The following is a 26,795-nucleotide window of genomic DNA, read 5'->3' on the forward strand; positions in this document are numbered from 1 at the left end:
GCCGCACCCACGTCCACTACCGGGACGAGGACAGCGACCGCGCTACACCACTATCGGGGACTCAACTCGACATGGACGTGTACTTCTGTGACCCGCACAGTCCTTGGCAGCGCGGAAGCAACGAGAACACCAACGGGCTCCTGCGCCAGTACTTCCCCAAAGGCACCGATCTGAGCCTCCACAGCCCCGAAGACCTCGAGCTCGTCGCGCAACGGTTGAATGGCCGACCACGCAAAACGCTCGACTGGGCGAACCCAGCCGAGCGTTTGCGTGATCTACTACCGGCCTAGACCATCAGGTGTTGCGAGGACCGCAAGAATCCACCTGAGTCGTTCAGGGTGCGGGGCCGTCGCGTCTCTCCGCGACGGACGCGCGCATGGAGCGCGGGGCGGTGCAGAGTCCGCGCAGTTTGGCCAATACCGCAGGATCGTTCACGGCGGTAGCGAGGCCCTGTGCGTGCCGCGAAGCAGCGGCGAGTCGCGCGCCGAGCGTGGCGTCAGGTGATGGTGTGGGGGCGGTGGACGTAGCGGCGGGGGTTTCGGTGTAGGTGCTCATACCGTTAGGTGCGGAGTCCCACCCCCAAATCAAGGCGCGGCGCGCTCGGCGGGGTTCGCGGCGTAGATCATCTTCAACAGCGCCTCATCGTCGCGCAGACTGTCCAGCGTTTCACCGTTCAGTAATCGCAGCAGCACACCATCACCCATCGGAGTGCCCGCATGCTTCGGGTCAGGGTGCCCGAGCACGATCCGCAACAGCGCAGACCACGAGCGGGGCGGTATGCCGAGCAGTATCGGGATCGCGTGGTCACGGCGCAGTACCTCAACGCCGCGCTGCCGAGAAGACAGATCGGCAAGCCGGTAGGCCACATGTTCGACGCACTCGGCAACGAGCGCAGCATCCCAGCCCGCAGACTCTAATAGCGTGACCGTGGCAGAGAGCATCGCGGCCACCCGCGCCTCGTGCTCGCTCTCGTCCGCGTCGCCGTCATCATGGTGCGTGAACGCCGGATGGTAGTCAGCCAAGCGCTCACGCTCGGCAAACCGCACAGCATCGTGAAACCCGGCGATCCGAGCGGTGTGACGCACCTTGCTGGCAGAGGTCAGCATCCCAGCGGCACGAGTCTCCGCGTGACAGGTGATCTGCACAGCACGCGTCACCACCGCCCACGGGTTGACAGCGTTCCTGGTCGAGGGCGCGAGCATCACCTCGAACGCGGCGGACGCCACCGCCCAAGCATCCAAGCCATGCTTACGTGCAAGTGGTCGGTACTTGATCGCCGTATAGCGCATGAGGTCGGCGGCTTCAGGCTCACCCCGCCATGCGCCCGGCCCGGCGTCGTGTAACCGGATGAGGAGGGAACGTAGAACTTCTGGGCTCTCGAAGCTGCTGCTGGTCGAGCCAGTCGTTCCCGCAGCATCGTTGGTAGCGGGTGAGGTGTGTTCGTCCACGGTGACGCCTCCCACAAGGGAGGTGCGGCACCGGAACCCAAATCAAGACAGGCGTTAATGCGCCAGCTACGCCTGCCGTTCGTCAGCAGAAGTACTGTCCTGTCACCCCTCGAGTCGGGTATGCGATCCAGCAATCGGGCGGAACCGTCTGCGGACGACAGGCCCGCAGTGGTTCCGCCCGATTGCTGATCCGATGGGCTATTCGGCTTGTCGTGCTGCCTGTGGGAGCCGCGCGAGGGCTGCCCCGCCGATCACAGCGAGCATGGCGGCGGTGATGACCATCGCGCTGGTGAAGCCCCACTGTCCGGTGCTGATGCCGGTGAGGAGTGGGCCGCCCGCGAGTCCTGCGGCGTAGGCGAGGTTGTAGAGCGCGAATGAGCCGCCGAGCGTCGGTGGCGTGGACTTGTATCCCTGTTCGCTGATGAGCGTGGTGGCCGGGGCCAGCAGCAGTGCCGAGGACGCTCCGAGGAGGATCATGCCGATGCAGGTCTGCCACAATTCGGTGGCGAACCCGGTCACCACGAGTGCGGCGGTGACCGCGACGACCCCCGCACCGACGAGCAGCCTGGGTGATGCGGTGGACACCAGGCGACCGACGATGGGGTTCGCGATGATCGAGGCGAGGGCAGCGAGCCCGAACAGCAACCCGATCGTCAGCGAACTTGCCCCCAAATGGACCGGGAGCACCGGCTCGATGCCAGAGAGCACTGCCGCGCCGACCGCGACGGCGAGAACGATAGAGAATGACCCCGGCACTTTGAGTACCGCGAGCGGCCCCGCCGTGTCATCGGTGACGCGGGGCGAGTCCTTCACGAGCACGATCCGCAACACTCCATCGGCCAGTGCGACCGCGGCAGCGAACAGAAACGGAGATGCGGTGCCGAAGTGCTCGACCAGAAACCCGGCCAACGGCGGACCGATCAGCACACCGAGGGTAATGGTGGACAGTGCGATACCCATCGACTGGCCGCGCTTTTCCATCGGGGTGGTGGCCGCGATCAGCGAGAGGGCTGCGACCCACGACATGCCACCCGCGATGCCTTGGGCGAGGCGGGCGACGAGCAGCAGCCAGTACGGGCCGCCGGTGGCGAACAGCAGCGTCGCCGCCGCAAGCCCCACCAGGCCGATCAGCAGCGGTGTGCGGGGGCCGTACCGGTCCACGATGCGCCCGGCGAACAGCGTTGCGATGATCATCGCCGCTGCGTACGAGGAGAACAGGATCCCGGTTGCCTCCGGCCCCACTTCAACGACGGAGGGCAGGAGCGGGAGAACTGGGACGGCGAGGCCGTGCACGAGCATGTCGGTGAACAGCGCGGCGGACGATACGACCAGCGCGCGCGTGGGAGTGGTGCCCCCGGCAGGGGCGGTGTGTGGAGTTGTCATGGAAATGAGTGGTCTTTCTAGGAGATCAACCCCCGAACCAGCGCGGCGACCGCGCTTTCAAGGTGTGGGGATTGTGGAAGGTCTTGTGGGCGGGTCACCGCGGTCACGGTGAGCCCCTGAAGCAGGACGAGCGCCAAGCCCGCGATCTGCGCGGGAGGCAGGGCGGTCGTCACGGAAGTGTCGGCAGCGATCAGCTCGCTCAGGCGGGCATGCCAGACATCCAGACCGGCCCCCTTCTCCGAAGCGTCATCGAACGCCTGCGGTGCGACCAGCACCGTCGAAGACGCCAGCGCCCTGAACAACGGATCAGCACTCAATAGGCGCACGTACTCCGACAGCAGGCGGGCCAGCCCGGTGGCTGCGTCCGGGGTCACCTCGGACGGGAACAGTCGGTCGGCATACTCACCCCAGCCCCATGCGAGGGCATCGCGCAGGAGCGTGGCCTTGTCTCGGAAGTGATGATGCAACGCACCGCGGGTCACTCCCGCCTGTTCTGAGATCGCCTCGAACGTTGCCCCCCGCCACCCCTTCTCCTCGAAGGCCATCAACGCCGCCTCACACAGCGACAGACGCGTATGCTCCGCGTCCTCAACCGAACGTCTCATACATACAGGCTAACACGTACGTAAATGACCGCCACAACCTTCTCCCGCCAACAAGCAGTGATGCACGTATGCCACCGTGGGTGGGGCGTGCGCACCTCCCTCATGAGACGACTCATGAGGGAGGCCGAGATGAAGGGCGGGGTGATCCTGTTTCGCGGCAGCGGGGCTGCCGCGCGCCGGTATGTCGAGGCTGACCGTTCCCGCGCCGACGAGTATTACCTCGGCGCAGATAACGCCGTCGCGGAGTACGCCGTGCTCGACTCTCGCGGCGAGGTCACCGCTACCCGTTCCCTCAGTGCCGAGGAGTATGAGGGGTGGGTGGACTGGACGGAACCGATCACGGGCGAGTCGATGGGCACCCCACGCGCGGCCGCAGAGGGCACTAAGGGTTCGCCGTTGTTCGCGGAAATGACAATCAACGCCCCTAAGTCCTTGTCAGTCGCTGCCGCTCTACATCCCGAAGTGTCGGCGGCGCTCGATGCTGCGCAGCAGGACGCGCTGGCTGAGATTCGCCGCTGGCTCGGCCAGCACTCCGTCACGAGGGTCGGGCCACGTGACGCACGGGAAGTGCTGCCCATCGAGCAGATGCAAGTCGTCGGCATCACTCACAAGACCTCACGGGCGGGTGATCCGCACCGGCACATCCACATGCAGATCGGCACTCGGGTGTGGGCGGCTGGAAAGTGGCGGGCGCTCGATACGGCGGCGTTGTTCAAGCAGCAGGGCGCGATCCGTGCGATGGGCGCTGCTGTGATCGCCGCGCACCCCGAACTTGCCCAGGCGTTGAGCCGCCACGGTCTGACCCTCAATCCTGTATCCGGTGAAGTGGCGGAGTTGCAGCCGTTCAATGGGGTGATGTCGAAGCGGTCGGCGCAGATCAGACGCAACCTTGACCGGCTCGAAGCCGAATGGGAAGCGGCGCATCCCGGCGAGACGCTCGGCCCGGTGATGACGGCGAAGTTGCAGGGCATCGCCTGGACACATCAGCGGCCAGGGAAGAAGCCCGCTGATTTGAAGGATGAGCAGTGGTGGGTGCAGGAACTCGCCGACGCCGGATACGACCCCGCTGAGCGGCAACGCAGCACCGTGCAGCGCCCAGCGCAGGTGGATGGTCTTGCGGTGCAGGAGGTTGCATCGCGGGCGCTGGATCGCTGCGCCGCCGCATCATCCGCATGGACTAGACACAGCGTGCAGGAGCATGTCACCCGCATCACCACCGAGGCAGGCGTGCAGGCAGCACCCGCTGAGTTGCGCGAGTTCATCACGATAGCGACCGATCTTGCGGTCGCGGATTGCTTCTCCGTGCTCCCGCCGGATGCCGCGACACCGGAGCATGTCGCCCACCTGACCAATCTCATCGTGGTCGCCGCGGAAACCGCGCTCCGCGACCAACTCACCGCCGCTACACCGGAGCAAGAACTGGAGAATCCGGACGTGACCCATGCTGCACGAACTGCGGGGCTGGATGAAGGGCAGGCGGTGGCTGCTGCTGCGGTTGCCTCGTCTGACCCGTTGGTGATCGTGGAGGGCGCGGCAGGGAGCGGGAAGACGACGATGCTGCGCACCGCCATCGACGTCAGCGCTGAGCACGGGCGTGCATCGCGGGTAGTTGCACCAACGCTGCGCGCCGCGCAGGTCGCGCACGACGAACTCGGCGTCCCCGCCACGAGTGTTGAGGCGCTCGTGCATGCGCACGGATGGCGCTGGAACTCCGATGGCGTATGGACACGCCTCACCGTCGGAGACGTTGACCCCGACACCGGACGCACCTACACCGGCCCAACCGAAGAGGCACGACTGTCGCGGGGTGAGCGGGTGATTGTGGACGAGGCCGGGATGCTCGACCAAGACACCGCCCGCGCACTCCTCACCATCACCCAAGAGGCAGGCGCGACCGTCGCGCTCGTCGGAGACCGCGCCCAACTCCCCGCTGTCGGACGGGGCGGGGTGCTCGACATGGCCGCACAGCTCAGAGGCCGCACATATGACATGGCCGAACTGCACCGCTTCGCCGACGCCGAGTACGCGTCACTCACGTTGACGATGCGCGACCGGGAGAACCCCGGCGAGTTGTTCGACCGGCTCGCCACGATGGGCCTCGTGACGCTGCACGCGGATGAGGAGCACGCCCGCGACCACATCACGGACCACGCGAGCGTGGGTGAGGCGATCACGGTCGCCTCGAATGATGAGGCAGCTGCGTTGAACGAGCGCATCCGCGCGGCGCGAGTCGACCGTGGTGAGGTCGATGACACGATCACAGTGACCGGGAGCGACGAGCTGCCTATCGGACGGGGTGACCTGATCCAGACTCGGAAGAACGACACCGGGTTGGGTGCGGCGAACCGGCAGCAGTGGATCGTCCAGCACGTCGCTGAGGATGGCACCGTCTACGCCCATGAAGCTCCTAGCGGGCGCAAGAACCTTCGTACCGTCGCCCTGCCGCCTGAGTATGTGAGCGAGCATGCGCACCTGTCCTATGCGGCGACCGCTTACGGTGTCCAAGGCGCGACCGTCGATGCCTCCAACACTGTGCTGTCGGAGGCCACCAGCGCGGCAGCCGTCTACGTCGGTATGACCCGAGGACGCGACACCAACAGGCCGCACATCATCGCCGAGGACATGGCGGATGCGCGGGCGCAGTTCATCGAGGCGATGAAACGAGACCCCGCCGACCGTGGCCTTGACCATGCCACCGCACATGCTGTTGAAGCTGTGCGGGGCATCGTCAAGAACGGCCCGATACGCCGAGTCACGGCCGAACTCGCCAGGCTCGACCGTTAAGCCGAGCGTGCAGAACAGGCGGCGGAGCGATGGGAGCAGACCAGCTACAGGGTCGACGCTCAACGCGCCGCGCACCGGGCCGAGACCGATGAGAGCACCGCCGTGCTCCGCAACGCCGAGGAAGAGGCCGCACGGGTGCGTGCCGAGGTCGCTGCGCCCCTCACCGCGCAAGCCGAACGCGACGGAGCCGCGTACCTCGCCAGCGCCGAAGAAGAGCGGACAGCGAGCACGCGCCTCGCTGCCGTTGGGCGGTTCGGGCGGCGTAAGGCTCGCGATGAGTACCGCACCGCGAGAGAACAGACGCAGGTCATGCGAGATCGCGTCCGCGATGTGTGGGAGGCCGAGCCGCCGCGAACTCCCAGTGCGCTACCCGAATGGGCTGCACGGGTAGCGGAGCGGCGAGCAGAGGATGATCCGCGAGTGCGGGACGTTGCCCAAGCTGTCGAAGTCGCGCACGCCGAGCGAGTCGCAACGGGTGAGCGTCACCGGAACGAACGCCTGGTGCTTCTGGCGAGCGAGTACGGGTCTGAGAACGCGCGTGCTCACCAGTACGGGATGCGCGCCCTCAACCCCAGTCGTAACGCCCGCGACGCTCGCGCACGCGCAGCGCTCCTTCGTGCCGAGAGTGAGGAGATCCGCGGCCTCCCGGTCAACGATGCCGCCAAGCTCATCGAGTCCAAGCGTATGGAACGAGAGCGTGCGCAGCAGCAAGCCGAACAGAGGCAACGCCAACTCTCTTCGCCCGAACCGGTGGCGCGTCAAGGCCGGGATTCGCGGCCTGAACGCGGGATCGGACTGTGAACCGCCCTCCTGCGGTGCGCGCGCTCGTAACCCCTGGCTGAGGTGTGTTCATGGTGAGGCCCTTTGACCGTTCCTATGCTTCGGTCGGGGCGAGGTCGGTGTCTGTATGGATGCGTAGCGCGGTGATGAACTCTTGGTAGAGGGTGTCGCGGTTGAGGAGTTCGCGGTGGGTTCCTGCATCTCGCACACTACCGTTTTCGAGGACGACGATCTGGTCGGCATCGAGCACGGTGGATAGGCGGTGCGCGATAGTGACGACTGCGCCCTCTCGCGAAGCGGTGGCGATGACGTTTTGGATGGCCGCTTCGGTCGTCGCGTCGAGCTGGGCGGTTGCCTCGTCCAGTAGCAGCACGTTCGGGCGGCGAACCAGTGCTCGCGCGACGGCGAGGCGTTGACGCTCCCCGCCCGAGAGACTGGTCTCGGCAACGTTCGCGTCCAGTCCGCCATTGAGGGATCGAATCTTCTGATCCAGTCGCACTGACGCGAGCGCCTCCCATGCTTCGTCGTCGGTGGCGTCGGGAGCGCGGAAGAGCACGTTGTCGCGAACGGTGCCGGGGATGACAGGGGTTTCTTGTTCGACGTAGGCGATGCGGGACCTGACATCATCAATGCTCAACCGGTCATAGGGAATACCGTTCAGTTCGAGTCGCCCTGAGGTGGGTTCGATGAAGCGCAGCAGCAGCGAGAAGACAGTGGTCTTTCCCGCACCGGACGGGCCGACGAGTGCGACGTGCCCCTTGCGTGGAATGGCGAGCGTTACGTCGTGCAGTGCGGGGGCTTCTGCGTCGGCGTAGCCTGCGGTGACCGCACGGAGCGCGAGGACCGGAGCATCGGGGTTGCTCAGGTGGGCAGATGCGTCGGCGGGGCGAGCGTGCGTGTCTTCGAGTTCGAGGTGTTCGGTCTCGCGGATGCGCGCGGCGGCGGCGAGGCCGCTCTGGAGGGTGGCGAAGGCCCCGGCCAGTGCGGTGATTGGGTCGACGATGTTGAAGGCGTACAGCAGGAACGCAACGAGAGTGGACACGGCAAGCTCGCCGAGCGCGACTCGTCCCGCGCCGAGGCCGAGGATGACGATGATCGCCAGTTGCATCCCGCCGCCCGCGACCGTCCACGCCAGTGCCGAGAACCAGACCGAGCGGATAGCGTGCCGGGCAGATTCTTCGGCTTTCGTGTTCACGCGTGCGATCTCGCGGTGCTCGGCGCGGCTGGATTTCACCGTGCGCAGGGCTCGCACCCCGCCCTCCAATGTCGCACCGAGGTCTCCGATGGCGTCCTGGGCGCGTTTGTCTGCTTTACCGATCTGCGGGACGAGCACACCGAACAATGCGCCGACTACGACGAGTGCGAGGAGCGTGGTCAACAGGAGAGGCCAGTCGAGGATCGCCATCAACACGATGGTTCCGACCAGGGACACCATGCCGTTGATAAGTTGCACGAGACTGTTCGTCGTCGCCTCCCGCAAGAGCAGCGTGTCGCTAGTTACGCGGGTGATGAGTTCGCCGGTCCGGAAGCGCTGAATCTGTTCCAGCTTCGCCAGGAAGAACCGGCTGACCAGGCCACGGCGAGCATCAAGCACGATGCGTTCCGAGAGCCTGCCTAGCAGCACGCTCTGGGCGAGGTTCGCGATGATCCCGACGATCAGGATCAGCACCAGGACTGTGACCGGACCGGCGAGGTCGAGATCGGTGCCGAGCGAGTCGAGCACCCACTTGGTGACCATCGGTGTTGCAAGCGTGATCGCCGTCGCGAACAATCCCAGTAGCACGCCGATGATGAGGGTTCGCAGGTGCGGACGCGAGTACGACCACAACAGTGCGATGCCTTCGCGGAACGGGACCGCAGGGCTACCCGACTTCGTGTCGTCGATATCGTCAATCGGAGATTCAGAGGCGTTCATCGTGTCTTTCGTGATCGTCTTCAGTGTGCGTTATCGGAAAGCGCGGCTGATGGCGCTGCCGGTCTGGAACAGGTGAAGCCAGACCATGAGTTTCTGCAGCGGACGCAACGGCACCCCGACCAAGCGCCGCCAACCTGTGCGCCTGGTCCATGAGGTGGTGATGGTGACCTGCGTGCCACCGGTCGTCGGTGCAAGCGTGAACTCGGTGAGGATAGGACGACTCTGCGACGCATCCGGATACTCGAAGCTCCACGCCAGCCGGTGAGGGCATTCTGCGGTCACGAGTTCGATGAGGCGACGACGGAAAAGCGGCTTGATCTTCAGGGGCTTCCCATCCTGGCGCGCTTCGGGCGCTCGGCCTTCCCATACCGCGCCAGGGCGCGCCTCCTGGCCCGAGAGCTCGATCGAGCCGACGCTGACCTCCCACTCGGGCACGCGCACAGGGTCGGCAAGGAAGGCCCAGACCTGTGCGGCTGGGGCGGGGACGAATGTCTCCTGCGTGCCGGTAGTCCGGCCCTTCGACACGCTCGGCTCAGGCGCTGTCGCCATACCACCTGCGACGCTCCGGTCGAGGCGTTCCAAGACTTCCTGCGGCGTCGCATCGAGTCGGTGCAGAATATCCGCGATCAGGCCGCTGGGCTCGGCCAGGAGTTCACGGAGCACCGCCGCCGCGCTGCCATCCCGACTCTTCCCGCCTGCACGCCCGATCAGGTCAGCGGCGCGCTGCTTCAACTCGTAGCCATCGGTCTCGTGGAACACGATCCGTCCAGGATCGGGCAGCACCGCCCGTACGCCCAGGGACGCCAGCTGCGCGTCATGCTGCTCGCGCACCGCCCGGCGCGCATCATCGATGCCGATCCCCATCTCCCGAAGCACGCGTCCTGCGACCTGATCCGACAACACGAGCGCAAGGAAGAGATGCTCGATGTCCGCCTCCCGTAGCCCTTGTCGCGACGCCTCTTCCAAAGCCGTCAAGGACAGCACCTGACTCGTCTGCGCGGCCTGAACGAACTTACTCATGGCTTCCTCCTGGCAATCGGGATCGAGGGATCGACCCTCTTGGAATGCTTCTTGTGCGCGGCCTGACGGCTCACCCCAAGCGCATCAGCGATCTCCTGCCACGTCATCCCCGCCCGCAGCGCTGCCTCGACCTGCCGCAACTCCAACGTGTCTGCAAGCACCCGCAACGACGCGACCGCCCGCAGCCCCGCCCTCGGATCGGTGGTGTCCGCCGCGACCTCGGCGACTTGTGAAGACTCCATACTGTCAACCTACGTTGCACATGCCTGCCTGTCAACCTGAGTTGCAGATTGCGGATGATCGTCGCCTGGAGAGAGCGTTCGTTACAAAGGCAGCTTGATAAGCTGTAACCTCGAAATACGCACGATCATAGGTGAGTGCGTTTGGGGTACCTCGGCTAGCCGAGGTCGAGGTGTTCTGCAACATATGCCGCAGGGAGGACTACAGCTCCGCTGTGGCGGTCCTGGCGTCGGACGACGAGTGAGCCGTCGGGGCGTACGTCCTTGACGGTCCAGCGGTCGCCGTTCCGGACCCAGCCGTTGCGCAGGGTGCGCAGGCGACGATCGTTCTTGCGGGTGATGATCCAGTCGCCAGCAGACGCATGGGTGCCGTCGATCAGGGTGACAACTCGCCCGTGGGCGACACCGCGCTCGGCTTGGGCGCGGATGTTGAGGTCGCGCACTGTGCCGCTGGTGTCGGCGATCAGGATGCTGGCTCGCCCGTGGGCGATGTCGTGCTTCCAGGCGGCGTACGCGACCTCGGTCATGGACTCGCCCGTGCCATCGTCGACTCGCCCGTGGCCGATGTAGGTGTCGATGATCTCGGCTCGCCCGTGGCGCAGATCGAGGCTGGCAAGCTTCTCCCACTCGTTCGTGAACCGGTGGATGTCGGAGAGCTCCGGCGCTTCGCCCCTCGCCTCGACGAGCATCCCGAAGGCGCCTCCGGCTTCGACCGACTGGAGTTGCGCCCAGTCGCCGACCAGGAGCACCTTCGCTCCGGCCTGTTCGGCGTGGGCGGTGATCCGATCGAGCGTGAGGGTGCCGGCGAGGGTGGCTTCGTCGATGATGACGAGCTGACCGCGACTGAAGCGCACGTGACCCTGCTGGTGCTCGTACAGCCACTTCGCGGTGTTCTCGGTGCCGACGCCGAGCTCCTCCGCGAGGACAGCCGCGGCCGCGGCGCTCGGGGCGGGGCCGACCACGCTGTTGCGTCCGTGCTGGTGCGTCCATGCCTGCTTGAGTGCGCGCAGGGCGGTGGTCTTGCCAGCTCCGGCCGGGCCGACGAGCAGATCGAGTTGCCGCCCGGAGACGGCGACCTTCGCGATGGCCTCGGCCTGCTCGGAGCTGAGTCGATGGCCCTTGACCGGTTGTCCGGTGACCGTGTCGACGACCTCGATGTCCACCGTTGGGGGCGGCGATCGCCTCCGCCCGTTTCAGGAGTCGGTTCTCGGCCGCGAGCAGGTGTTCAGCGGAGAAGACCGTGGAGTGCTTCGGACGGAACTCGCTGCTGCCATCGGGGCGCGTGAATGCGGCGGGTGTCGTCGCCAGGTTGGGCGGGGTTAGCCGGAGAGAGCCCTGCTCAGCGGCCTCGACGATCAGCCCCGTGATGGCTTCCCGGTCGCGGGCGGAGGCGAATCGCCAGCCGAGGGTCTGGCGGGCCGTCTCGGCGTACAGGTTGGCGCGTCGCCAGGTCGATCGCTTCTCGCCGACCGCCATCACCACGGAGCCGCCGATTTCCTCGACGAGGTCGAGTGGGACGTCGTCTGCGCGGAGCAGGCGCTGCGGGGTGTTGGCGAGAGTGTTCTGCGCCCAGGTCGTCGCGTCCTCTCCGAGCAGGTCCGTCGCGCGGCTGCGCCACTCGGCTGTGAGGGCGACGAGCGAGTGGAGGTGCTTCGAGGGCCGGGTGGTCAGGTTGGCGGTCTGGCGCAGCTTGTTGATCGTCGAGCGTTTGGGTTGGTGGCCGTGCTTGGCGACGTACTCCTCGATCGCGGTGGCCGTCGCGGCGTCGATGTCCCGCGACCGTTGCGAGAAGGCCGTGACGACCTTGTGCGGTACGCCGGTGATCTCCCAGGCGGGGTTGCGGTCGCGGCCCCGTGCTCGCCGTTCCCAGTCGACGCCGAGCGCTCGGGTGAGGTGGTCGCTGAAGATCGCTTCGTGCAGCTCGGACACGGTGACGGTCCAGTGGTGCAGCGGGGTGCCGTCGAGGGTGCGCCACTTGCCGTCGCGCACGGTCTTGACCTTGTTGGAGATGACGACATGGGTGTGTAGGTGCGGGTCGTTGGCGCGTGAGTCGTAATGGTCGAACGCGGTCGCGACCACGCCGGTGGTGTCGAGCTGCACGACCGATCCACGCGGTTCCTTCGCACCCGCCCGCGTGGCGACGATCTCGCGCTCGACGAAGTCGAGTGCCTCGGCGACGGCCTGAAGGTGGGCGTCGGCAATGATCGCCTGCGTCCCGGCATCGGCGACCGCCCACAGGATGCTGGCGGACTTCGGGATCGAGAACGTCATGTCGAACCCGGCCACCGCCTGCCTGCACCTGCCCGTGTCGGGCTGCTTGTAGGCGCGGAAGCGGGAGCCGAGTTGCTCGCCCGTGACCGGGTCCTGGCCGTGGCCGATGAGTCGTCGGAGATGCTCCTCGGTGACTTCGTCGCCGACCTTGATCTCGGTGTCGAGGCTGGCGACGCCGGAGCCGAGCCAGTAGCCGGGCGGGGTGCCCTCCTCTGCGTAGTAGCGAGTCAGCGGACTACGCAGGGACCTGTCCCCGTCTCCCACCGCGACCGTACGCAGCAGGTAGTCGACCCCCTGGCCGGTATGCATCGACTTGATCGTCACGGTCACCACGACCACCTCCATTCAGGAGGTAGGTGTGAGGGCGGGACCGCCGCTGCGTTCGGCTGTCAGCCGGGGACGGGCGACCTCGGTTGCAAGAAGCGTGGAACGAGGTCAGAGGAGGCGGAGGAGCGGGACGGGCGGAGACTCAGGAGCCAAGAAAAGGACAATGAGGAAGTGGACGAGCAGGAAGACGATAAGCAGAAGAAGCGAGACGCGGGTAGAGACAGGCGGGACGAGAGAATGGCGCCCGTGAGCACCCTGGCCGACGCCGTACTCCCGCTGATCCGCACGCGGTCCGACCTCTACCGCTACAGCGCCGCCAACGCGCACGGCCGGGACATGCACGAGGCGGTCGACATTTTGGAGGCCGCGATCCCGACGACCGATCCGGGCGAGATCTACTCGGTCACGCACAAGGCGCTCGCGTCGTCGCTGAAGGTGATCGCGCGTGCGGACGATTCCAGCGGCATCATCGGCGACGCTTGCCGCAGGTTGCTGGAACTGCACCCGCGGGCGGCTGCCGCGGCTCGGACGCCGGTCGGGAAGCTGATCGACTGGATGATGAAGTTCCAATTTGATGACGACGAGGTCGACTACTTCGAACTCGACCCGGTGGCGTACGCGCCGGCCCTCGGCGAGGTCGGCATGGCGTCGTACCGGAAGCGGCTGGCCGAGATCGAGGCGAGGCTCGGTCCTCGACCCGCCGAGCGGTGGAACTCCGGCCACTCCCACGAGTGGTTCGCCCTGGACTGGAACGCCCAGCGGCTCGCCGTGCTCGATCACGACATCGACGCGATCATCCGCACCCACGCCAAGGACCGGAAGGTCGCGGCGTGGTTGGAGGACACCGCCGAAGCCTTCGAGGAGATCGGTGAGATCGAGCTCGCCATCGACTGGGCGAAGCAGGCGACAGACTTCGACCGCGGTCACCAGTCGCTCAAGGCGGCGGACTATTGGTGCGGGCTCCTGGAGGCGCATCGGCCGGCCGAAGCGCTCGACGCGCGCCTAGCGGTGTTCCGCAAATGGCCCTCGTCGACCTCGGCGGCCCGGCTGCACAAGGCGGGGGGCAAGGCTTGGCCAGATTACCGGGACGAGGTCGTCTCGACCCTCGCAGCGAGTCCGCGGGACGCGGTCCTGTTCGCACTGCTCACCCTGAAGGACGCCGAGTTCGCGTGGAACCTCGCGCACTCGTTGGCGCTCGACAGTGATCACACCTGGAGCGAGCTGGTGAAGGCCTACGAGAAGGTCGACCCGATCGCCGTGCTCCCGATCCACCAACGGCTCGTGGAGAACGAACTGGCCGAGGCAAGCGCGCAGCACTACCGGCTGGCCGCTCGGCGGCTGGCGAAGATGCGGGAGCTGAGTGCCGGGTCCGAGAAGTCAGCCGAGGTCAACGACCTCATCGCGGATCTGCGCGAGATCCATCGGCGTCGTCCGCGCTTGCAGCAGGAGTTCGACCGCGCCGGGCTCCCGCGCGCCGCCCCCGAAAGCTAGGAGCCCAGGGCAACAAGGAGGTCTTGGGCCAGCAGCGCCACGCTCTCGGAGACGGCGGTCGGGTCACCGACCAGTTCCTCGGCCGCGCCAGCCATCACCGACGCGCGGGCAGCCGGGCCCTCCGCAAAGAGAACACGGAGCAGGGCAATCGCCTTGCGAGTGACGTCGCCGCTCACGGCTTGCTCATTCAGGCGCTCGATCGCCTCGACCAACACCGGCGTCTCGACGGCACGAAGCAGGCGGTAGACATCGTGTGCGTCCTTGTTGTCACTCCTTGACGGGTTGTCGATCCGGTCGTGGATCTTGTGCAGTTTCGCCACGAGCAGAGCGGCAGGACCGGCCACCGATACCTCGAATTCGCGCGGGTCGGTGGCGGGGTCCAACGATCCGATGACCATCTTGGAGTTGTCGACGAGCGTTGCCTCGATGCCGCGCGCCTTCCGCATCGATTTCGAATCGTGCGGCGGCACGCGGACGCCGCGGCGACCGTCGCCAGCGACCGCGGCCGGCACCATCAGGTCGACCGGCACGCCGCGCGGCGAGATCCAGGACCCGATCGCGTCGGGCCTCGGGTCCGGCGTGAAGCCGGCTGCACCCATGGCCGATTCGACGAGTGGGTCGGAACTGAGCAGGTCGGGGTCGACGGCCACGTCGCCGTCAGTAGTGAACTCGGCCAGGGCGACCTCGAGGGAACCGGTGTGGAGGTAGATGGCTTGGGCGCCAATGACGACGAGCGCGTCAAGGTGCGACTCCAACGCCTCGAAGGCGTCGAGCAACCCTGCGCGAGCCATCGTCACTTCGTCAGTCACGACGCCAGCGCTCCTCGTTCGCCTTCATCCACTCGATGAGGTAGTCCCCCTCGGCAGGCTCCCGTCCAGGCCCGTTGAGCAAGTCGGCGGCAACCTGCGCCGTCGCAGCGACTGGATACCCGGTCGCCGAATCGATCCTGTTGACGAAGGGCACGTCTCCGACGGTCTTCGGCTCCAACAGAATCACGTTCGGGGCAGCAGCGTTGGGGCGCAGACCCCACTGCTCAGATGCCTCCTGGATGGACGAGACGTAGACGTAGACCGCCTTGGCTGGCGCGTAGGTTGCCCACTCTTTCGCAGCGACCGAACCGGTCACCGCCACTGGAAACGGTGGCTTCGCGCCGATCTTGCCCAGCAGGTTGTCTACGCCGCGAGGGTCGATGAAGGCCATCGTGCGCGTGGTCGTCTGGAAGGACGCATCAGCGCTCCACATGCGCAGCAGTCGCTCCCAGTCGGTCACGCGATAGCGCTTGTCGTCTTTGACGACAAGGTCCTCGCGCTCCAGGTACTCCAGCACGCGATACGCGGCTCCGGTCGACGCCCCGGAGGCCGCGACAAGCTCCCGCACAGTCCAGGGGCGGCGATAGTCCAGCAGAGCGCGCGAGATGCGAGCGGCCGGTTCGCCCTTGAGAGTCCCCCGCGGTCGGCCCTTGCGCCACGGATCCCGATCCTCGCCTCGGGAGGCGATGAAAATGGCCGGCCGGTCGAGCACGATGCGCATGTTGCCGGTGGCGTCGGCGTAGGACAGGCCTTCGGCCGCGAGCGCATCCCGTACGGACGAGGCGAGGTATCGGGCTGCGACCACCGGGACATCGGTTGGCTGCGTGGCCATGGTCCATGCCTGTTCGACGATGCGCGGCACGTCGCGGCGTTCGAGCACCTGTTTGAGTTCGACGATCAGACGAGCGGTGGCGCCATCGGGAGCGTCGATGTCGATCTCCAGGTCTGGACGCAGCGCTCCCCGCCGTGGCTCCATCCGTTCGGACACCTTCCAGCTCTCGGGCAGGCGCTCGCGCACGGATGCGATGAGGAGGCGTGCCACCTCATCGTTCGTGGGTGCGTCGCTGGTCGCCATCTCGCCACCTCCGTTCTGGCAATTGGTTAGTTCCGCTGACGGCGGAATGTCTCAATAACATGAACAGGCTAGCAGAACGTTCGGATAACTACCCTGTTCCGTCGTCGGCGGAATCACACATTTCCCGGAACATCTGGCAGAAGTGTCACGGGAACCGTGACACTTCTGCCGGCTCAAGTCGCCCCGCCCTCCTCACGAGCGAACGCCTGGTCGAGCAGCTCCGCTGTCAGCGGGTTCACCTGCTCGTTGCGGCGGACGTAGTGCTCGATCGTGACCTTAGGGTCGGTGTGGCCGAGCAGCTCCGAGGCCAAGTTGAGGCTGGCCTGCTCGTTGATCACCGTCGCGACCGTGCGCCGGAACAAGTGCGGGCTGACGCCCTCGATGCCGGCGTCGCCGAGCACCTTGCGGAGCTGTCGTCGCACGTTGGCGGTGGTGAGCGGCGTCCCCTCACGGCTGCGGAAAACCAGCCCGTCCAGGGAGTGGTCGGCCATGATCGACAGCCGGCGGCGGAGTGCCTCGGCCGTGAAGGACGGCAGCGCGATCACCCGGTTGGAGCGGTCGGTCTTCGGATGCTCCTGCCGGTAGGTCCCAACACCACGTTCCGAGATCACGGTGCCGCAGATCCGCAGCGTCGCCGGCGTCATCGTCAGGTCCAGGTCGCGGCGACGGATCGCGAGCACCTCGCCGATCCGGGCCGAGGTGCCGAGCATGACCTCGACGATTTGGCCGAGCTGCCCGTCCGGGTTCGGGCCCGACGTGCCCCGCGACAGCTCCCATGCCTTGATCACGGCCCGGATCGCATTGACCTCGGTCGCGATCAGTGCCGTTGGCGTCCTCTTCGGCTTGTGCAGCCGCGCCACACCGTCGATCGGGTTGCGGTGGATCACCTCGTGCCGCACCGCGAGGCCGAACGCGAGGCGGAGCACGGTCTTGGCCCGCTTGGAGCGGGCGTACGACTGTTTGCCGAGCTCCTTGAGCAGCGCATCGCATCGGGCGACGCCGATCTCGCGCAGGGCGTAGCCGCGGAAGGCCGGGAGGACCAGCCGGTTCATGTCGCGCTCGTAGTTGAACCGGGTCGCGGGCGCGATCCTGTTCTCCAGATCGAGATCGGCCAGCCAGTAGTCGACGAGAGCCGGGAACGGGCTGTCCGGCGTGAGCGTCGTGTCGACCGGCTGGAACGCATTGCGCTCGGCGAGCCGCCGCTTCAACTCGACCTCGGCCGCCGGCCTCGACGTAGCAGTCGCCTGCACCAACCGAGTCTGGCCGTCCCAGTCGCGGAAGCGGGTGCGCGCCTCGACCTTGCCCTTCGCGCGCTGGATGAACGCGATCTCGCCGTACCCGCCGATGGGGATGCGCGGCCTACTCATGCGAGCCGCCCTCGTGCCGCTCCTCCAGCCAAGCGGCGATGTCGCTCGCCGCGAACCGTAGGTGCTTGCCAAGCTTGAAGGCTCGCGGCGCCCGTCCGGACAGCCGCCAGTCGTAGATGGTCTGTACGGGCACACCGAGGTACTCAGCGAGTTCCTCGACCCCGATGAGGGGCTCCAGCCCCAGTTTTGTGCTGTTCATGCCCATCAGGTGTGCGAGCCGAACCGAGCAGCCCCGAGGCAACCGGAACCGACGACGATGACACCTGGCCGGACGGCGCTGCGCACCTGCCAATGTGATGGGTAAACGATGGGATCGCATCTCGCCCCCAAAGCGAAAGTCCAGGTCAACCGTGGGCTGACCTGGACTTTCTTCGTAGCGGGGACAGGATTTGAACCTGTGACCTCTGGGTTATGAGCCCAGCGAGCTACCGAGCTGCTCCACCCCGCGTCGACCTGCTCTACTTTACACAACGGTGAACGAAAACCCAAATCGAGGCGTGGAGCGGCGCTGCAGGCAGCCCTCCGGGAACCCTGCCGAGGGATATCCTGCCCCAGACGTAGCGGCGCCGCCGCATCTCGCGAAGGGACTCCAGCATGACCAATCCGCCGTCCGGCCAGAACCAGTGGGGTTCCTCGGGGTTGGGTGGCTCCGACCAGGGCTGGCCGTCCCAGCAGGGTCCCTCGGGTCAGCAGGGTCAACAGCCCGGTTGGGGCCAGGGTCAGCCGGCGCAGTCCGGCTGGCACTCTTCGCAGTCCGGATGGGGCTCGGCATCCGGCGGGTCCATGTCCGATGGGTCGATGTCCGGGTGGCCGCAGCCGGGACAGGCTCAGGGCCATCCCCAATGGGGCCAGCCGGGCCAGCCCGGTGCTGGCGGCACGGCCGGCCCAGGCGGTAGGCCCGGCCCGGGAGGACCGCCTCCGAAGGCCGGCGGCTCGAAGCTACCCCTCGTGATCGGCGCCGCCGTCACCGCGTTCCTCGTCCTGGCCGGCGTGCTGTGGCTCGTGCTCGACCCGTTGAAGGACAACGACGCGCCCCCGCCGCCCACGACCACCGGCCACGTCCCCACCCCCACAGCGAAGCCCTCGCCGACGCGTACGACCAGGACTCCCAAGACCGCGCCGCCCACCGAGATCGATCCCTATCCGACCGGGCCCACCACCCCGCCGCAGGTGATCAACGGCGAGATCGGCAAGCCGATCCCCCTCAAGAGCTACAACGGGTCGGCCGGCGAGATCATCATCCACGCGGTCAACTACAGCAACGAGGGCATCATCCCGCCCGACAACGGCTCCTACCTGAACCTCGACGTCGAGTTCAAGAGCACCAGCGGCTCGCTGCGCTACGGGTCCTCGTCGTTCCGCGCACGCGACGAGGCCGGCCGCGAGTACATGATGGGCATCGGGTCGCGGGCGACCCCGCGGCTCAGCGTCGGCACGCTGCCTGCGGGCCAGAACGTCCGCGGCTGGGTCTCCCTCGACACGCCCCGCGCCCCGCTCAACGTCCTCGTCACCAACGACCTGATGGAACCGGTCGCCATGATCAAGGTTGCCCCGTGACGGCCGGCCCCGCCCCCGCGTACCGCCTCCACCGGCGCACGCTCGCCAACGGCCTGCGCGTGGTCGTCAGCCCCGACCATCTCGCGCCCGTGGTCGCGCTGAACCTCTGGTACGACGTCGGCTCGCGCCACGAGCAGCCCGGCCGCACCGGCTTCGCCCATCTCTTCGAGCACCTGATGTTCCAAGGCTCGAGGAACGTCGGCGCCGGCGAGCACATCGCGCTCATGCAGTCCACCGGCGCCTCGGTGAACGCCACGACGTGGTTCGACCGCACCAACTACTTCGAGGCGCTGCCCACCGGCGGCCTCGAGCTCGCGCTGTGGCTCGAGGCCGACCGTCTCGGCTCGCTGCTCGACGCCGTCACCCAGGACAACCTCGACAACCAGCGCGAGGTCGTCAAGGAGGAGAAGCGCCAGCGCTACGACAACGTTCCCTACGGCGACCTCATGGAACGCCTCGTCGGCGTCCTCTTCCCCGCCGATCACCCCTACGGCCACACGACCATCGGGTCGATGGGCGACCTCGACGCCGCCACGCTCGACGACGTGCACGCGTTCTTCCGGCGCCACTACCTGCCGAGCAACTGCGTGCTGACGATCGTCGGCGACATCGAGCCCGAGGAGGCGTACGCGTTGGTCGAGCGCCACTTCGGCGACCTTCCGACCGGCCCGAAGCCCGAGCGCGCGCTCGCCGGTCCCCTGCCCGCGCTGACGGGCCTCCCCCGCGATGAGCGCGACGCCGACGTGCCCGCCTCGTCGGTGGCCTTCGCCTGGCGCCTACCCGCACTCGGCGAGCCGGAGCTCGACGCCCTGGAGCTCGCCTGCTCGATCCTCGGTGGCTCGCAGACGTCGCGGCTCCACCGCGAGCTCGTACGCCGGCGCGAGCTCTCCCAGGGTGCCGGCGCGTCGCTGCTGGCGCTCGCGGGCGGGACCTCGATCGGCTTCGCCACCGCGCGCACCCGCGACGGCGTCGAGGTCGAGACGCTCGAGGAGGCGCTGGTCGACGAGATCGACCGGTTCGCCGATGAGGGCCCGACCCCCGACGAACTCGAGCGGGCCCACGCCCGCTTCGAGCGCGACTGGCTGCAGTCGCTCTCATCGTTCGACACGCGCGCCGACCAGATCGGAGCGTACACGACGCTGCTCGACGACCCCGGTCTCATCAACCGACGCATCGCCGTCATGCGTGGGATCGACGCCGACGCCGTGCGGGACGCCTGCCGTACCCACCTGCGCAGCGACCAGCGCGCCACCGTCGTCCACCGCGCCACCATCAAGGAGGACTCGTGAGCCGTCCCGCGGTCGCACCGCCCGCCCCCTGGGCGTTCCCCGTCCCCGCCGAGCACCGGCTCACCAATGGTGTGCGCGCACTGCTGCACGACATGCCCGGTCAGCACGTCGTCTCGGTCGAGGTCGTCGTCGAGCTGCCGGCCAGCGCCGAACCCCGTGACCAAGAGGGCGTCGCCACGATCCTGTCCCGCGTCCTCGACGAGGGCACCCACGCCCATCCGGGCGACGCGTACGCCGACGCGCTCGAGTCCGTCGGCGCGGCGTTCCACGCCGCGGTCGGCGCCTCGGGCCTGCGCCTGATGGTCGACGTCCCCGCCAGCCGGCTCGGCGCCGGCATCGACCTGCTCGCCGAGGCCGTGCGTACGCCGGAGATCCGCGACGACGACGTACGCCGCCACGTCGCGCTGCGCCTGGCCGAGATCGAGCAGCAGCGGGCGTCGTCGGCCACGCGCGCGGGCATGGAGCTGCGCGAGGCGCTGTGGGACCCCACCGATCGCACCCACCGCGCGCTCGCCGGCGAGCCCGACACCGTCGCGACGCTGACCGCCGACCACGCCCGCGCCCACCACGCGCTGCTGGGCCCCGCCCTGACGACGGTCGTCGTCGCCGGCGCGCTCCCCGAGGACACCCTCGAGCGGCTCGAGCGCGCGTTCGGCGACTGGGCCGGCGTTCTCGACGAGCGCCCCGCCGAGAGGCTCCCCCACCCCGCTGCACCGACCGTGCGGCTCGTCGACCGACCCGGCTCCGTCCAGGCCGATCTGCGGCTCGCCGGCCAGGGCATCGACCGCCTCGACCCGCGCTGGGCGGCCTTCCAGGTCGCCGTCCACGGCGTCGGCGGGGGCTTCCTCAGCCGTCTGAACGCTCGCCTGCGGGAGGACCTGGGCTGGACCTACGGGGTGGGGCTGCAGCCGTCGCCGCGCCGAACCGGCGGCTCGTGGTCGGTCGCCGGCTCGTTCCGCACAGAGGTGGCGGCCGATGCGGTCGTCGAGGCGCGGCGCCTGCTCGACATCGCTGGCTCCCCCATCACGGGCTCCGAGGTCGCCGACGCCGTCAACCACCTCGGCGGCACCACCCCCCTGCGCTACGCGACCGCGGAGGGGGTGGCCGACCAGCAGGCGGCCAACGTGCTCAACGGCACGCCGACCGACCACGTCACCCGCTGGCTCGCGGCCCTGCGCGACGTCACGCCCGAGCAGGCCACCGCGGCGTACACCGAGATCGTCGACCTCGCCGCGCTGACGCTGATCGTGGTCGGCGACGCCGCCGCGATCCGCCCGGGGCTCGTGGCGGCGGGCTGGATCGCTGACTGACTACCCCGTGCCGCCGAGGGCCTTCGAGGCCTTCTTCACGGCGGCCGCGGCCTCCCTGTTCTTCGCCTGGTAGGTCGCGAGGTCGCCCTCCTTGAGCGCCTTCTCGGCGGCCGCATACGCGGCGTCGGCCTCTTGGATGGCCGCCGACGCGGCCGCCGGGTCGACCGGGCCCGGAGCCTGCTTCGGGGCGTCGGGGTCGGCCGGCTGGTTGGGCGTCGCCTGCGTACCGTTCTCGCCGGTGTCGGCACCCGCGTCACCGGCGAAGACCTGGTCGAGGGCCTCCTTCAGTGTGTCCCCCACGCCGACGGTCTCCCCGAAGCGCACGACGACGAACGACAGCGTCGGGTAGGAGCCCTGACCCTTCTTCTGGGTGTACACCGGCTGCACGTAGAGCAGGCCGCCGCCGACGGGCAGCGTCAGCAGGTTGCCGTGGATGACTTGGGCGGTCTGTTGGTAGCTCAGCAGGCGCCTGGCCACCTCGGGATGGGTGTTCATCTCGTTGAACGTCTGGCCCGGACCGGAGATCTGGCGCGTGTCGGACATGCGCAGGATGCGCAGCTGGCCGTAGCCCGGCGAGGCCGCGTCGGCGTTCACGGCCATGTAGGCGGCGAGGTTGTCGCGACCACGCGGCGTGAACACCGTCGTCTGGGAGAACACGGGCGCCTGGTCGCCCGGCCACTTCACCGACAGGTAGAAGGGGTTCTCCTTCTGGTTGGGTGTCACGGGGTCGGCCGGGATCTGCCACTGGTCGTTGCCCTGGAACCACAGCATCGGGTCGGTCACGTGGTAGCGGCCCAGCACCTCGCGCTGGATCTTGAACAGGTCCTCGGGGTAGCGCAGGTGGTCCAGCAGGTCGGCCGGAATGGTCGAACGGTCCTGGACGACGTTCGGGTAAGCCTTCCGCCACGTCTGGAGGACGGGATCGGCCTCGTCCCAGGCGTACAGCTTCACCGTGCCGTCGTACGCGTCGACGACGGCCTTGACGGAGTTGCGCACGTAGTTGACCTGCTTGTCGGGTGCGACGCCGGTGGTGCCGACGCGCGACTGGGAGTCGGCCGTCGCCTCCATCATCCCCAGGCGGTGGCTGTTCGGGTAGTCGTTGGAGGTCGTGTAGCCGTCGACGATCCACACGATGCGGCCGTCGACCAGCGCCGGGTAGGCATTCGAGTCGACGGTGAGCCACGGCGCGACATTCGCGACGCGCTCCTTCGGGGTGCGGTCGTAGATCAGCCGCGACGCCGAGTTCACGCGCCCCGACAGCAGAAGGTTCACGTCGACGAACCGGCCCGCGTACAGCACGCGGTTGAACCAGTTGCCGATGGGTACGCCGCCCTTGCCCGTGTAGGTCGTGGTCGGGCCACCAGGGGTGTCGATCTCGATCGGCGGCGTGCCCGGGGGCGCACCGACGACCGAGTACTCGTCGAACTGCTCGCCGAAGTAGACGCGCGGCTCCGGCTGGTTGAGCTTGCCCTTCGGCGGCAGGTCGCCGACGATCCACTCGGGTTCGCCGCCCACTGTGCGGTTGCCGTACGCGGCCACCAGCCCGTAGCCGTGGGTGTAGACGGTGCGCAGGTTGTTCCAGGACTGGGACTCCAAGCCGTCGGTCTCGAGGTCACGGACGGCCACGACGGCGTCGGTCTCCTGGCCGTCGATGTTGTAGCGGTCGACATCGAGCACCTGCGGGAACGTGTAGAAGCCACGAACCTGCTGGCGCTGCTCGAACGTCGTCCCCACCACGGCCGGGTCGACCAAGCGGATGCCGGGCAGCGCCTGGGCGTCGGCGCGCAGCTGTCCGGCGGCGGTCTTGGTCTCGGCGGCGTACTCGGTGATCTGGGTGCCGTCGATGCCGTACGCCTGCCGCGTCGCAGCGATATGGCGCTCGATGAACGGTTTCTCCATGTCGGGCTCGTTCGGGCGGACGGTGAACGTCTGGAGGATCGCCGGGTAGATCGACGAGAGCACGATGCTCGACACCAGCGTCAGGACGACGGCGGTCGCCGGCAGGATCCAGCGGCGCAGCCAGATGTTGGCGAAGAACAACAGCGCGCAGATCGCGGTGATGACGGCGACGACGAGGCTGCCGGTCACGCGAGCGTGGTCGTCGGTGTAACCGATGCCGGTCAGCAGCGAGTTCGTCGTGGTGGTGTAGGCGTAACGGTCGAGGAAGCTGTTCGCGGCGAACGCCAGCGCGGTGAAGCCCATGAGCGCCGACAGCTGGGCTTGGGCGGCTCCTGCCGCCGGTGACGGCGCGGCGGTGCGCGCCACGCGCAGCGCCCCCATGACGTAGTGGACGACCGCGGCAGCGAGCGTGGCGAAGATGCCCACGGCGATGAAGAACCCCGCGACGAAGCGCCACCACGGCAGGTCGAAGACGTAGAAGGCGAGGTCGTGGCCGAATTGTGGGTCGACCTGGCCGAAGGGGGTGCGGTTGCGCCATGCGAGGTAGGTCGGGAGCGCCGACGACGCGGACAGGCCTGCGAGCAGTCCCACGATCAGGCCGATGGCCATCATGATCTGGACGAACCCGGTCTCCATCGCGTCGCGGTAGCGCTCCAGCAGCTGGCTGGCGATCGGCCCGCGCGTGGGGGGACGCATGCGGTAGGCGAGGGCGATCGATCCGACGACGGCACCGGCCATCACGAGACCGAACACGGTGAACAGGCCCACCTGCGTCCACAGGCCGATCGAGAAGACCTGCGGGAACTCCACCGACGTGAACCACAGGCGGTCGGTCCACACCGTCATGAAGCCGTAGAACACCAGACTCGCCACGCCCAGAACCGCGATCGTCGGGACGAGGGCGGAGCGGCGGGCTCCCCCGGGGGCGGTCCTCGTGGCCTGGGACACGTGCTCTCCTTCTCCAGCGGGGTCGACGGTCGACGTCGACCGTCGGGGTCAGCGTAGTCGGGTCAGTCCAGCGTCGCGGCGAGAGCCGCGGCGATGCCAGGGGCGAGCTCCTCGCCACCCAGCAGGTCGTCCGGGTTCGACACGAGCCGGGCGACGCCGTGGGTGATGCCGTCTCGCGTCGCACCGACGACGACGCGGAGGTCCTGCCGCTGGGGGTGGCCGGCCACGAACGCGGCCGCGTCCTGGGGGTCGGCAGGGATCTCGGACTCCGCCGAGGGTGGCAGGAAGCTGCGCTCGAGCGCGATGGCGCACCCGTGCACGGCGTCGGGCCAGGCGATGCGGCCCAACACCTGCGGCAGGTCGGACTCGTCGCCGCCCTGTCCCACCTCGCGGAAGTCCTCCTGCTCGACCGACGTCAGCGCGTCGATGGGAGCGCCCTCCGCCGACGGGCGCAGCCCCAGGTGGGCGGCGAGGTCGGGCTCGGCGGCGATGAGCTCGTCGGTCTTGACGAGCGCGAACAGGCGGGCCGGCTGGTCCCAGCCCAACGTGCCGACGTGGCGCTCGATGTCCATCAGGGCCGCGATCAGCGCATCACGGGCGTGGGCGGGCGGAGTTAGGTCGGTCATGAGCAGCGCGGAACCTCGTGGACGGTGGCGGGGACGGCGGCCTTCTTCAGCGCGTCGACGGTGGAGACAAGCGAGTCGGCCCGGATGAGGTCCATCTTCGTCGACAGGCCGGCGAGGTCGCGGCAGTTGCCCGCCGGGACCAGGAACGTGGTCGCGCCGGCTTCCTCGGCACTGGCGATCTTCTCGTGGATGCCGCCGATGACGCCCACCGTGCCGTCGGCTCGGATCGTGCCGGTGCCGGCGACGCGGCGCCCGGCGAGCAGCGGCTCGGGGGTCAGCTTGTCGTAGAGGCCCAGCGCGAAGATCAGGCCGGCTGACGGGCCGCCGACCTCCTGGTTGATGCCGAAGCGCACCACCTGGTCGTAGCGGTAGCCCGTGCCCAGGTCGACACCGACCGTCGCCGCCTTCGCGTCGCTGTGGCGTCCGGTGGAGGTCACCGACACCTGCTGTTCGCGGCGGTCGCGCCACACGGTGAACCCGATCACGTCGCCCGCGGTGTGACGGGCAATGGCGGTCTTGACGTCGTCGATGGTGTGGGTCGGCTCGCCGTCGACGGCCAGCACGAGGTCGCTGGGACGCAGCCGGTTGTTCGCCGGGCCGGAGACAGTGACGGACGCGACGACGGGCCACGACTCCACGGGCTGGCCGGCCGCGCTCAGCGCCGCCACGACGGCGTCCTGCTGCGAGGTGTCCATCTTGCGCTTCTCCTCGGTGCGGACCTGGTCGACGGTCTGGCCGTCGGCGTACACCGTGTCGCGCGGCAGGGCGTCACGCTTGGGCAGCACGTACGCCAGCAGCACCTCCGGCAGGCTGACCCGCGCGTCGGAACGGCTCACGGCCACCGTCGTCATGCTGAGGCTGCCCGGGGTGTCGTAGGTCTTCGCGCGCTCGATCTGGAGGATCGGGCGTCCGTCCGCGTTGTTGCCCATCACGTCGTACGCCCGGCCCGGGCTGTAGACCACGTAGGGCACCGGCATGAACGCCAGCCCGAGCGCCAGCCCCACGAACGTCAGCGCGGCCGTGAGCGCCGTCCAGGTCTGCCGGGTGAGGATCTTCGCGCGCGTCCGGACCACGGGCTGGTCGCCGGTGGTCGGAGGGACCTGCACGCTCATGGCAGGCCCACCCACTCGGTGTCGCCCTCGGTGAAGGCCTGCTTCTTCCAGATCGGCACCCGCGCCTTCAGCGTGTCGATGAGGTCGCGGCAGGCCTCCAGAGCGGGTGCGCGGTGGACGGCGCTGACGGCGATGACGACAGCAAGGTCGCCGATCTCGAGGTGGCCGACGCGGTGGTCGACCGAGACCGCGACGACGTCGTGGCGGCCGGCGACGTCGTCGGCGACTCGTTGCAGCTCCGCGAGTGCGCTGGGGTGGGCCGTGTAGTCGAGGTGGGCGACCCCACGGCCGCCGTCGGCGTCACGCACCGTGCCGAGGAAGGTGGCGACTGCTCCCGCCCGCTCGTCCTGCACCGACGAGAGCAGGGCGTCCACGCTGAGCGGGGTCGTCTCGAGTCGGGCCTGGACACGTGTCGGGACCGGGGCAGGAGGCTGCGGCACACCCCGACCCTACCCCGGGGGCGCAACATCGGGCACATCCCCTTCTCGGGCGGCCGGCACGCCCTCGCACCCCTGTCTTGCCGCGTACGGTTCAATGGAG

Annotated in this window: 22 protein-coding genes, 1 tRNA gene and 1 pseudogene; 7 read left to right on the forward strand and 17 right to left on the reverse strand. The window is 68.2% G+C overall.

From position 1 onward, the window contains the following. Positions 1-290, forward strand: a 290-nt coding sequence (locus tag ACYVGD_RS00005) for an IS30 family transposase (RefSeq protein WP_460740912.1), incomplete at its 5' end; no start/stop codon positions are given. A 294-nt stretch (positions 291-584) separates the two neighbouring features. On the opposite strand, the gene ACYVGD_RS00010 is transcribed toward ACYVGD_RS00005, so the two are convergent. The 3 genes from ACYVGD_RS00010 to ACYVGD_RS00020 all read right to left on the reverse strand — a co-directional run bounded on the left by ACYVGD_RS00010 (position 585) and on the right by ACYVGD_RS00020 (position 3,436). After that, positions 585-1,448, reverse strand: coding sequence for an exopolyphosphatase (locus ACYVGD_RS00010; RefSeq protein WP_070638156.1), 864 nt, complete (start codon positions 1,446-1,448; stop codon positions 585-587). A gap of 198 nt (positions 1,449-1,646) precedes the next feature. Next, positions 1,647-2,831 carry an MFS transporter gene (locus tag ACYVGD_RS00015; protein WP_070638153.1) on the reverse strand — a complete coding sequence of 395 codons (1,185 nt, stop codon included), beginning with the start codon at positions 2,829-2,831 and terminating at the stop codon, positions 1,647-1,649. Positions 2,832-2,848: 17 nt separating this feature from the next. Next, positions 2,849-3,436, reverse strand: a complete 588-nt coding sequence (locus ACYVGD_RS00020; protein ID WP_460740913.1) for a TetR/AcrR family transcriptional regulator — start codon at positions 3,434-3,436, stop codon at positions 2,849-2,851. A gap of 114 nt (positions 3,437-3,550) precedes the next feature. Between ACYVGD_RS00020 and mobF (ACYVGD_RS00025) the strand changes: the two genes are divergently transcribed. After that, positions 3,551-6,220, forward strand: a complete 2,670-nt coding sequence (gene mobF / locus ACYVGD_RS00025) for a MobF family relaxase (protein ID WP_460740914.1) — start codon at positions 3,551-3,553, stop codon at positions 6,218-6,220. 102 nt (positions 6,221-6,322) lie between these two features. Beyond that, positions 6,323-7,021, forward strand: coding sequence for a hypothetical protein (locus ACYVGD_RS00030; RefSeq protein ID WP_460740915.1), 699 nt, complete (start codon positions 6,323-6,325; stop codon positions 7,019-7,021). A gap of 73 nt (positions 7,022-7,094) precedes the next feature. Here ACYVGD_RS00030 and ACYVGD_RS00035 read toward each other — a convergent pair whose 3' ends face one another. From ACYVGD_RS00035 to mobF (ACYVGD_RS00055), 5 genes and pseudogenes are all read right to left on the reverse strand, one after another. Continuing rightward, entirely contained in the window at positions 7,095-8,915 is a 1,821-nt protein-coding gene (locus ACYVGD_RS00035) for an ABC transporter ATP-binding protein (protein ID WP_460740916.1), read from the reverse strand. A gap of 30 nt (positions 8,916-8,945) precedes the next feature. Further along, entirely contained in the window at positions 8,946-9,935 is a 990-nt protein-coding gene (locus ACYVGD_RS00040; protein WP_460740918.1) for an SRPBCC family protein, read from the reverse strand. Continuing rightward, a complete protein-coding gene (locus ACYVGD_RS00045; RefSeq protein ID WP_270238493.1) occupies positions 9,932-10,177 on the reverse strand; it encodes a hypothetical protein in 246 nt (81 codons plus the stop codon). Before ACYVGD_RS00045 ends, ACYVGD_RS00040 begins: the two co-directional genes overlap by 4 nt. Before the next feature lie 155 nt (positions 10,178-10,332). Further along, on the reverse strand, positions 10,333-11,337 hold the full coding sequence (locus tag ACYVGD_RS00050; protein ID WP_460740919.1) for an AAA family ATPase: 1,005 nt from the start codon (positions 11,335-11,337) through the stop codon (positions 10,333-10,335). Positions 11,338-11,830: 493 nt separating this feature from the next. Continuing rightward, positions 11,831-12,790, reverse strand: a pseudogene (mobF, locus tag ACYVGD_RS00055) (MobF family relaxase); the annotation flags it as partial. Between the two features lie 219 nt (positions 12,791-13,009). On the opposite strand from mobF (ACYVGD_RS00055), the gene ACYVGD_RS00060 reads away from it, so the two are divergent. Continuing rightward, a complete protein-coding gene (locus ACYVGD_RS00060; RefSeq protein ID WP_460741115.1) occupies positions 13,010-14,263 on the forward strand; it encodes a DUF6880 family protein in 1,254 nt (417 codons plus the stop codon). On the opposite strand, the gene ACYVGD_RS00065 is transcribed toward ACYVGD_RS00060, so the two are convergent. The 5 genes from ACYVGD_RS00065 to ACYVGD_RS00085 form a co-directional block, all read right to left on the reverse strand. Further along, a complete protein-coding gene (locus ACYVGD_RS00065; protein ID WP_460740921.1) occupies positions 14,260-15,072 on the reverse strand; it encodes a hypothetical protein in 813 nt (270 codons plus the stop codon). The genes ACYVGD_RS00060 and ACYVGD_RS00065 overlap by 4 nt on opposite strands. Then, positions 15,065-16,147 (reverse strand): helix-turn-helix domain-containing protein, encoded by a 1,083-nt coding sequence (locus ACYVGD_RS00070; protein ID WP_460740922.1) that lies wholly within the window; start codon positions 16,145-16,147, stop codon positions 15,065-15,067. Before ACYVGD_RS00070 ends, ACYVGD_RS00065 begins: the two co-directional genes overlap by 8 nt. Before the next feature lie 173 nt (positions 16,148-16,320). After that, positions 16,321-17,514 (reverse strand): tyrosine-type recombinase/integrase, encoded by a 1,194-nt coding sequence (locus tag ACYVGD_RS00075; RefSeq protein WP_460740923.1) that lies wholly within the window; start codon positions 17,512-17,514, stop codon positions 16,321-16,323. Beyond that, positions 17,507-17,713, reverse strand: a complete 207-nt coding sequence (locus tag ACYVGD_RS00080; protein WP_460740924.1) for a helix-turn-helix transcriptional regulator — start codon at positions 17,711-17,713, stop codon at positions 17,507-17,509. The genes ACYVGD_RS00075 and ACYVGD_RS00080 overlap by 8 nt, the downstream gene beginning before the upstream one ends. Before the next feature lie 175 nt (positions 17,714-17,888). Next, positions 17,889-17,962: transfer RNA gene (locus ACYVGD_RS00085), tRNA-Met, on the reverse strand. A gap of 500 nt (positions 17,963-18,462) precedes the next feature. Between ACYVGD_RS00085 and ACYVGD_RS00090 the strand changes: the two genes are divergently transcribed. The 3 genes from ACYVGD_RS00090 to ACYVGD_RS00100 are packed head-to-tail and all read left to right on the forward strand — an operon-like array spanning position 18,463 to position 21,670. Further along, the gene (locus ACYVGD_RS00090) at positions 18,463-19,071 is read left to right on the forward strand and encodes a DUF4352 domain-containing protein (RefSeq protein WP_460740925.1); all 609 of its coding nucleotides are present in this window, start codon (positions 18,463-18,465) and stop codon (positions 19,069-19,071) included. Then, positions 19,068-20,360, forward strand: coding sequence for a M16 family metallopeptidase (locus ACYVGD_RS00095; protein ID WP_460740926.1), 1,293 nt, complete (start codon positions 19,068-19,070; stop codon positions 20,358-20,360). Before ACYVGD_RS00090 ends, ACYVGD_RS00095 begins: the two co-directional genes overlap by 4 nt. Continuing rightward, complete coding sequence (locus tag ACYVGD_RS00100) at positions 20,357-21,670, forward strand: M16 family metallopeptidase (protein WP_460740927.1); 1,314 nt, start codon at positions 20,357-20,359, stop codon at positions 21,668-21,670. Before ACYVGD_RS00095 ends, ACYVGD_RS00100 begins: the two co-directional genes overlap by 4 nt. Here ACYVGD_RS00100 and ACYVGD_RS00105 read toward each other — a convergent pair whose 3' ends face one another. The 4 genes from ACYVGD_RS00105 to ACYVGD_RS00120 all read right to left on the reverse strand — a co-directional run bounded on the left by ACYVGD_RS00105 (position 21,671) and on the right by ACYVGD_RS00120 (position 26,695). Next, on the reverse strand, positions 21,671-24,517 hold the full coding sequence (locus tag ACYVGD_RS00105) for a UPF0182 family membrane protein (RefSeq protein ID WP_460740928.1): 2,847 nt from the start codon (positions 24,515-24,517) through the stop codon (positions 21,671-21,673). 62 nt (positions 24,518-24,579) lie between these two features. Further along, positions 24,580-25,143, reverse strand: coding sequence for a PPA1309 family protein (locus ACYVGD_RS00110; RefSeq protein WP_460740929.1), 564 nt, complete (start codon positions 25,141-25,143; stop codon positions 24,580-24,582). After that, a complete protein-coding gene (locus ACYVGD_RS00115; RefSeq protein ID WP_460740930.1) occupies positions 25,140-26,255 on the reverse strand; it encodes a YlbL family protein in 1,116 nt (371 codons plus the stop codon). Before ACYVGD_RS00115 ends, ACYVGD_RS00110 begins: the two co-directional genes overlap by 4 nt. Then, a complete protein-coding gene (locus tag ACYVGD_RS00120; protein ID WP_460740931.1) occupies positions 26,252-26,695 on the reverse strand; it encodes a molybdenum cofactor biosynthesis protein MoaE in 444 nt (147 codons plus the stop codon). The genes ACYVGD_RS00115 and ACYVGD_RS00120 overlap by 4 nt, the downstream gene beginning before the upstream one ends. Positions 26,696-26,795: the final 100 nt, after the last annotated feature.

It is taken from the genome of Mariniluteicoccus endophyticus (assembly GCF_054780035.1).

Bases quoted from the DNA above. Each gene is read 5' to 3' on its own strand.
- ACYVGD_RS00015 (WP_070638153.1), bottom strand. From the start codon at position 2,831: ATGACAACTCCACACACCGCCCCTGCCGGGGGCACCACTCCCACGCGC.
- ACYVGD_RS00020 (WP_460740913.1), bottom strand. From the start codon at position 3,436: ATGAGACGTTCGGTTGAGGACGCGGAGCATACGCGTCTGTCGCTGTGT.
- mobF (WP_460740914.1), top strand. From the start codon at position 3,551: ATGAGGGAGGCCGAGATGAAGGGCGGGGTGATCCTGTTTCGCGGCAGC.
- ACYVGD_RS00035 (WP_460740916.1), bottom strand. From the start codon at position 8,915: ATGAACGCCTCTGAATCTCCGATTGACGATATCGACGACACGAAGTCG.
- ACYVGD_RS00040 (WP_460740918.1), bottom strand. From the start codon at position 9,935: ATGAGTAAGTTCGTTCAGGCCGCGCAGACGAGTCAGGTGCTGTCCTTG.
- ACYVGD_RS00045 (WP_270238493.1), bottom strand. From the start codon at position 10,177: ATGGAGTCTTCACAAGTCGCCGAGGTCGCGGCGGACACCACCGATCCG.
- ACYVGD_RS00060 (WP_460741115.1), top strand. From the start codon at position 13,010: ATGGCGCCCGTGAGCACCCTGGCCGACGCCGTACTCCCGCTGATCCGC.
- ACYVGD_RS00070 (WP_460740922.1), bottom strand. From the start codon at position 16,147: ATGGCGACCAGCGACGCACCCACGAACGATGAGGTGGCACGCCTCCTC.
- ACYVGD_RS00075 (WP_460740923.1), bottom strand. From the start codon at position 17,514: ATGAGTAGGCCGCGCATCCCCATCGGCGGGTACGGCGAGATCGCGTTC.
- ACYVGD_RS00080 (WP_460740924.1), bottom strand. From the start codon at position 17,713: ATGAACAGCACAAAACTGGGGCTGGAGCCCCTCATCGGGGTCGAGGAA.
- ACYVGD_RS00110 (WP_460740929.1), bottom strand. From the start codon at position 25,143: ATGACCGACCTAACTCCGCCCGCCCACGCCCGTGATGCGCTGATCGCG.
- ACYVGD_RS00115 (WP_460740930.1), bottom strand. From the start codon at position 26,255: ATGAGCGTGCAGGTCCCTCCGACCACCGGCGACCAGCCCGTGGTCCGG.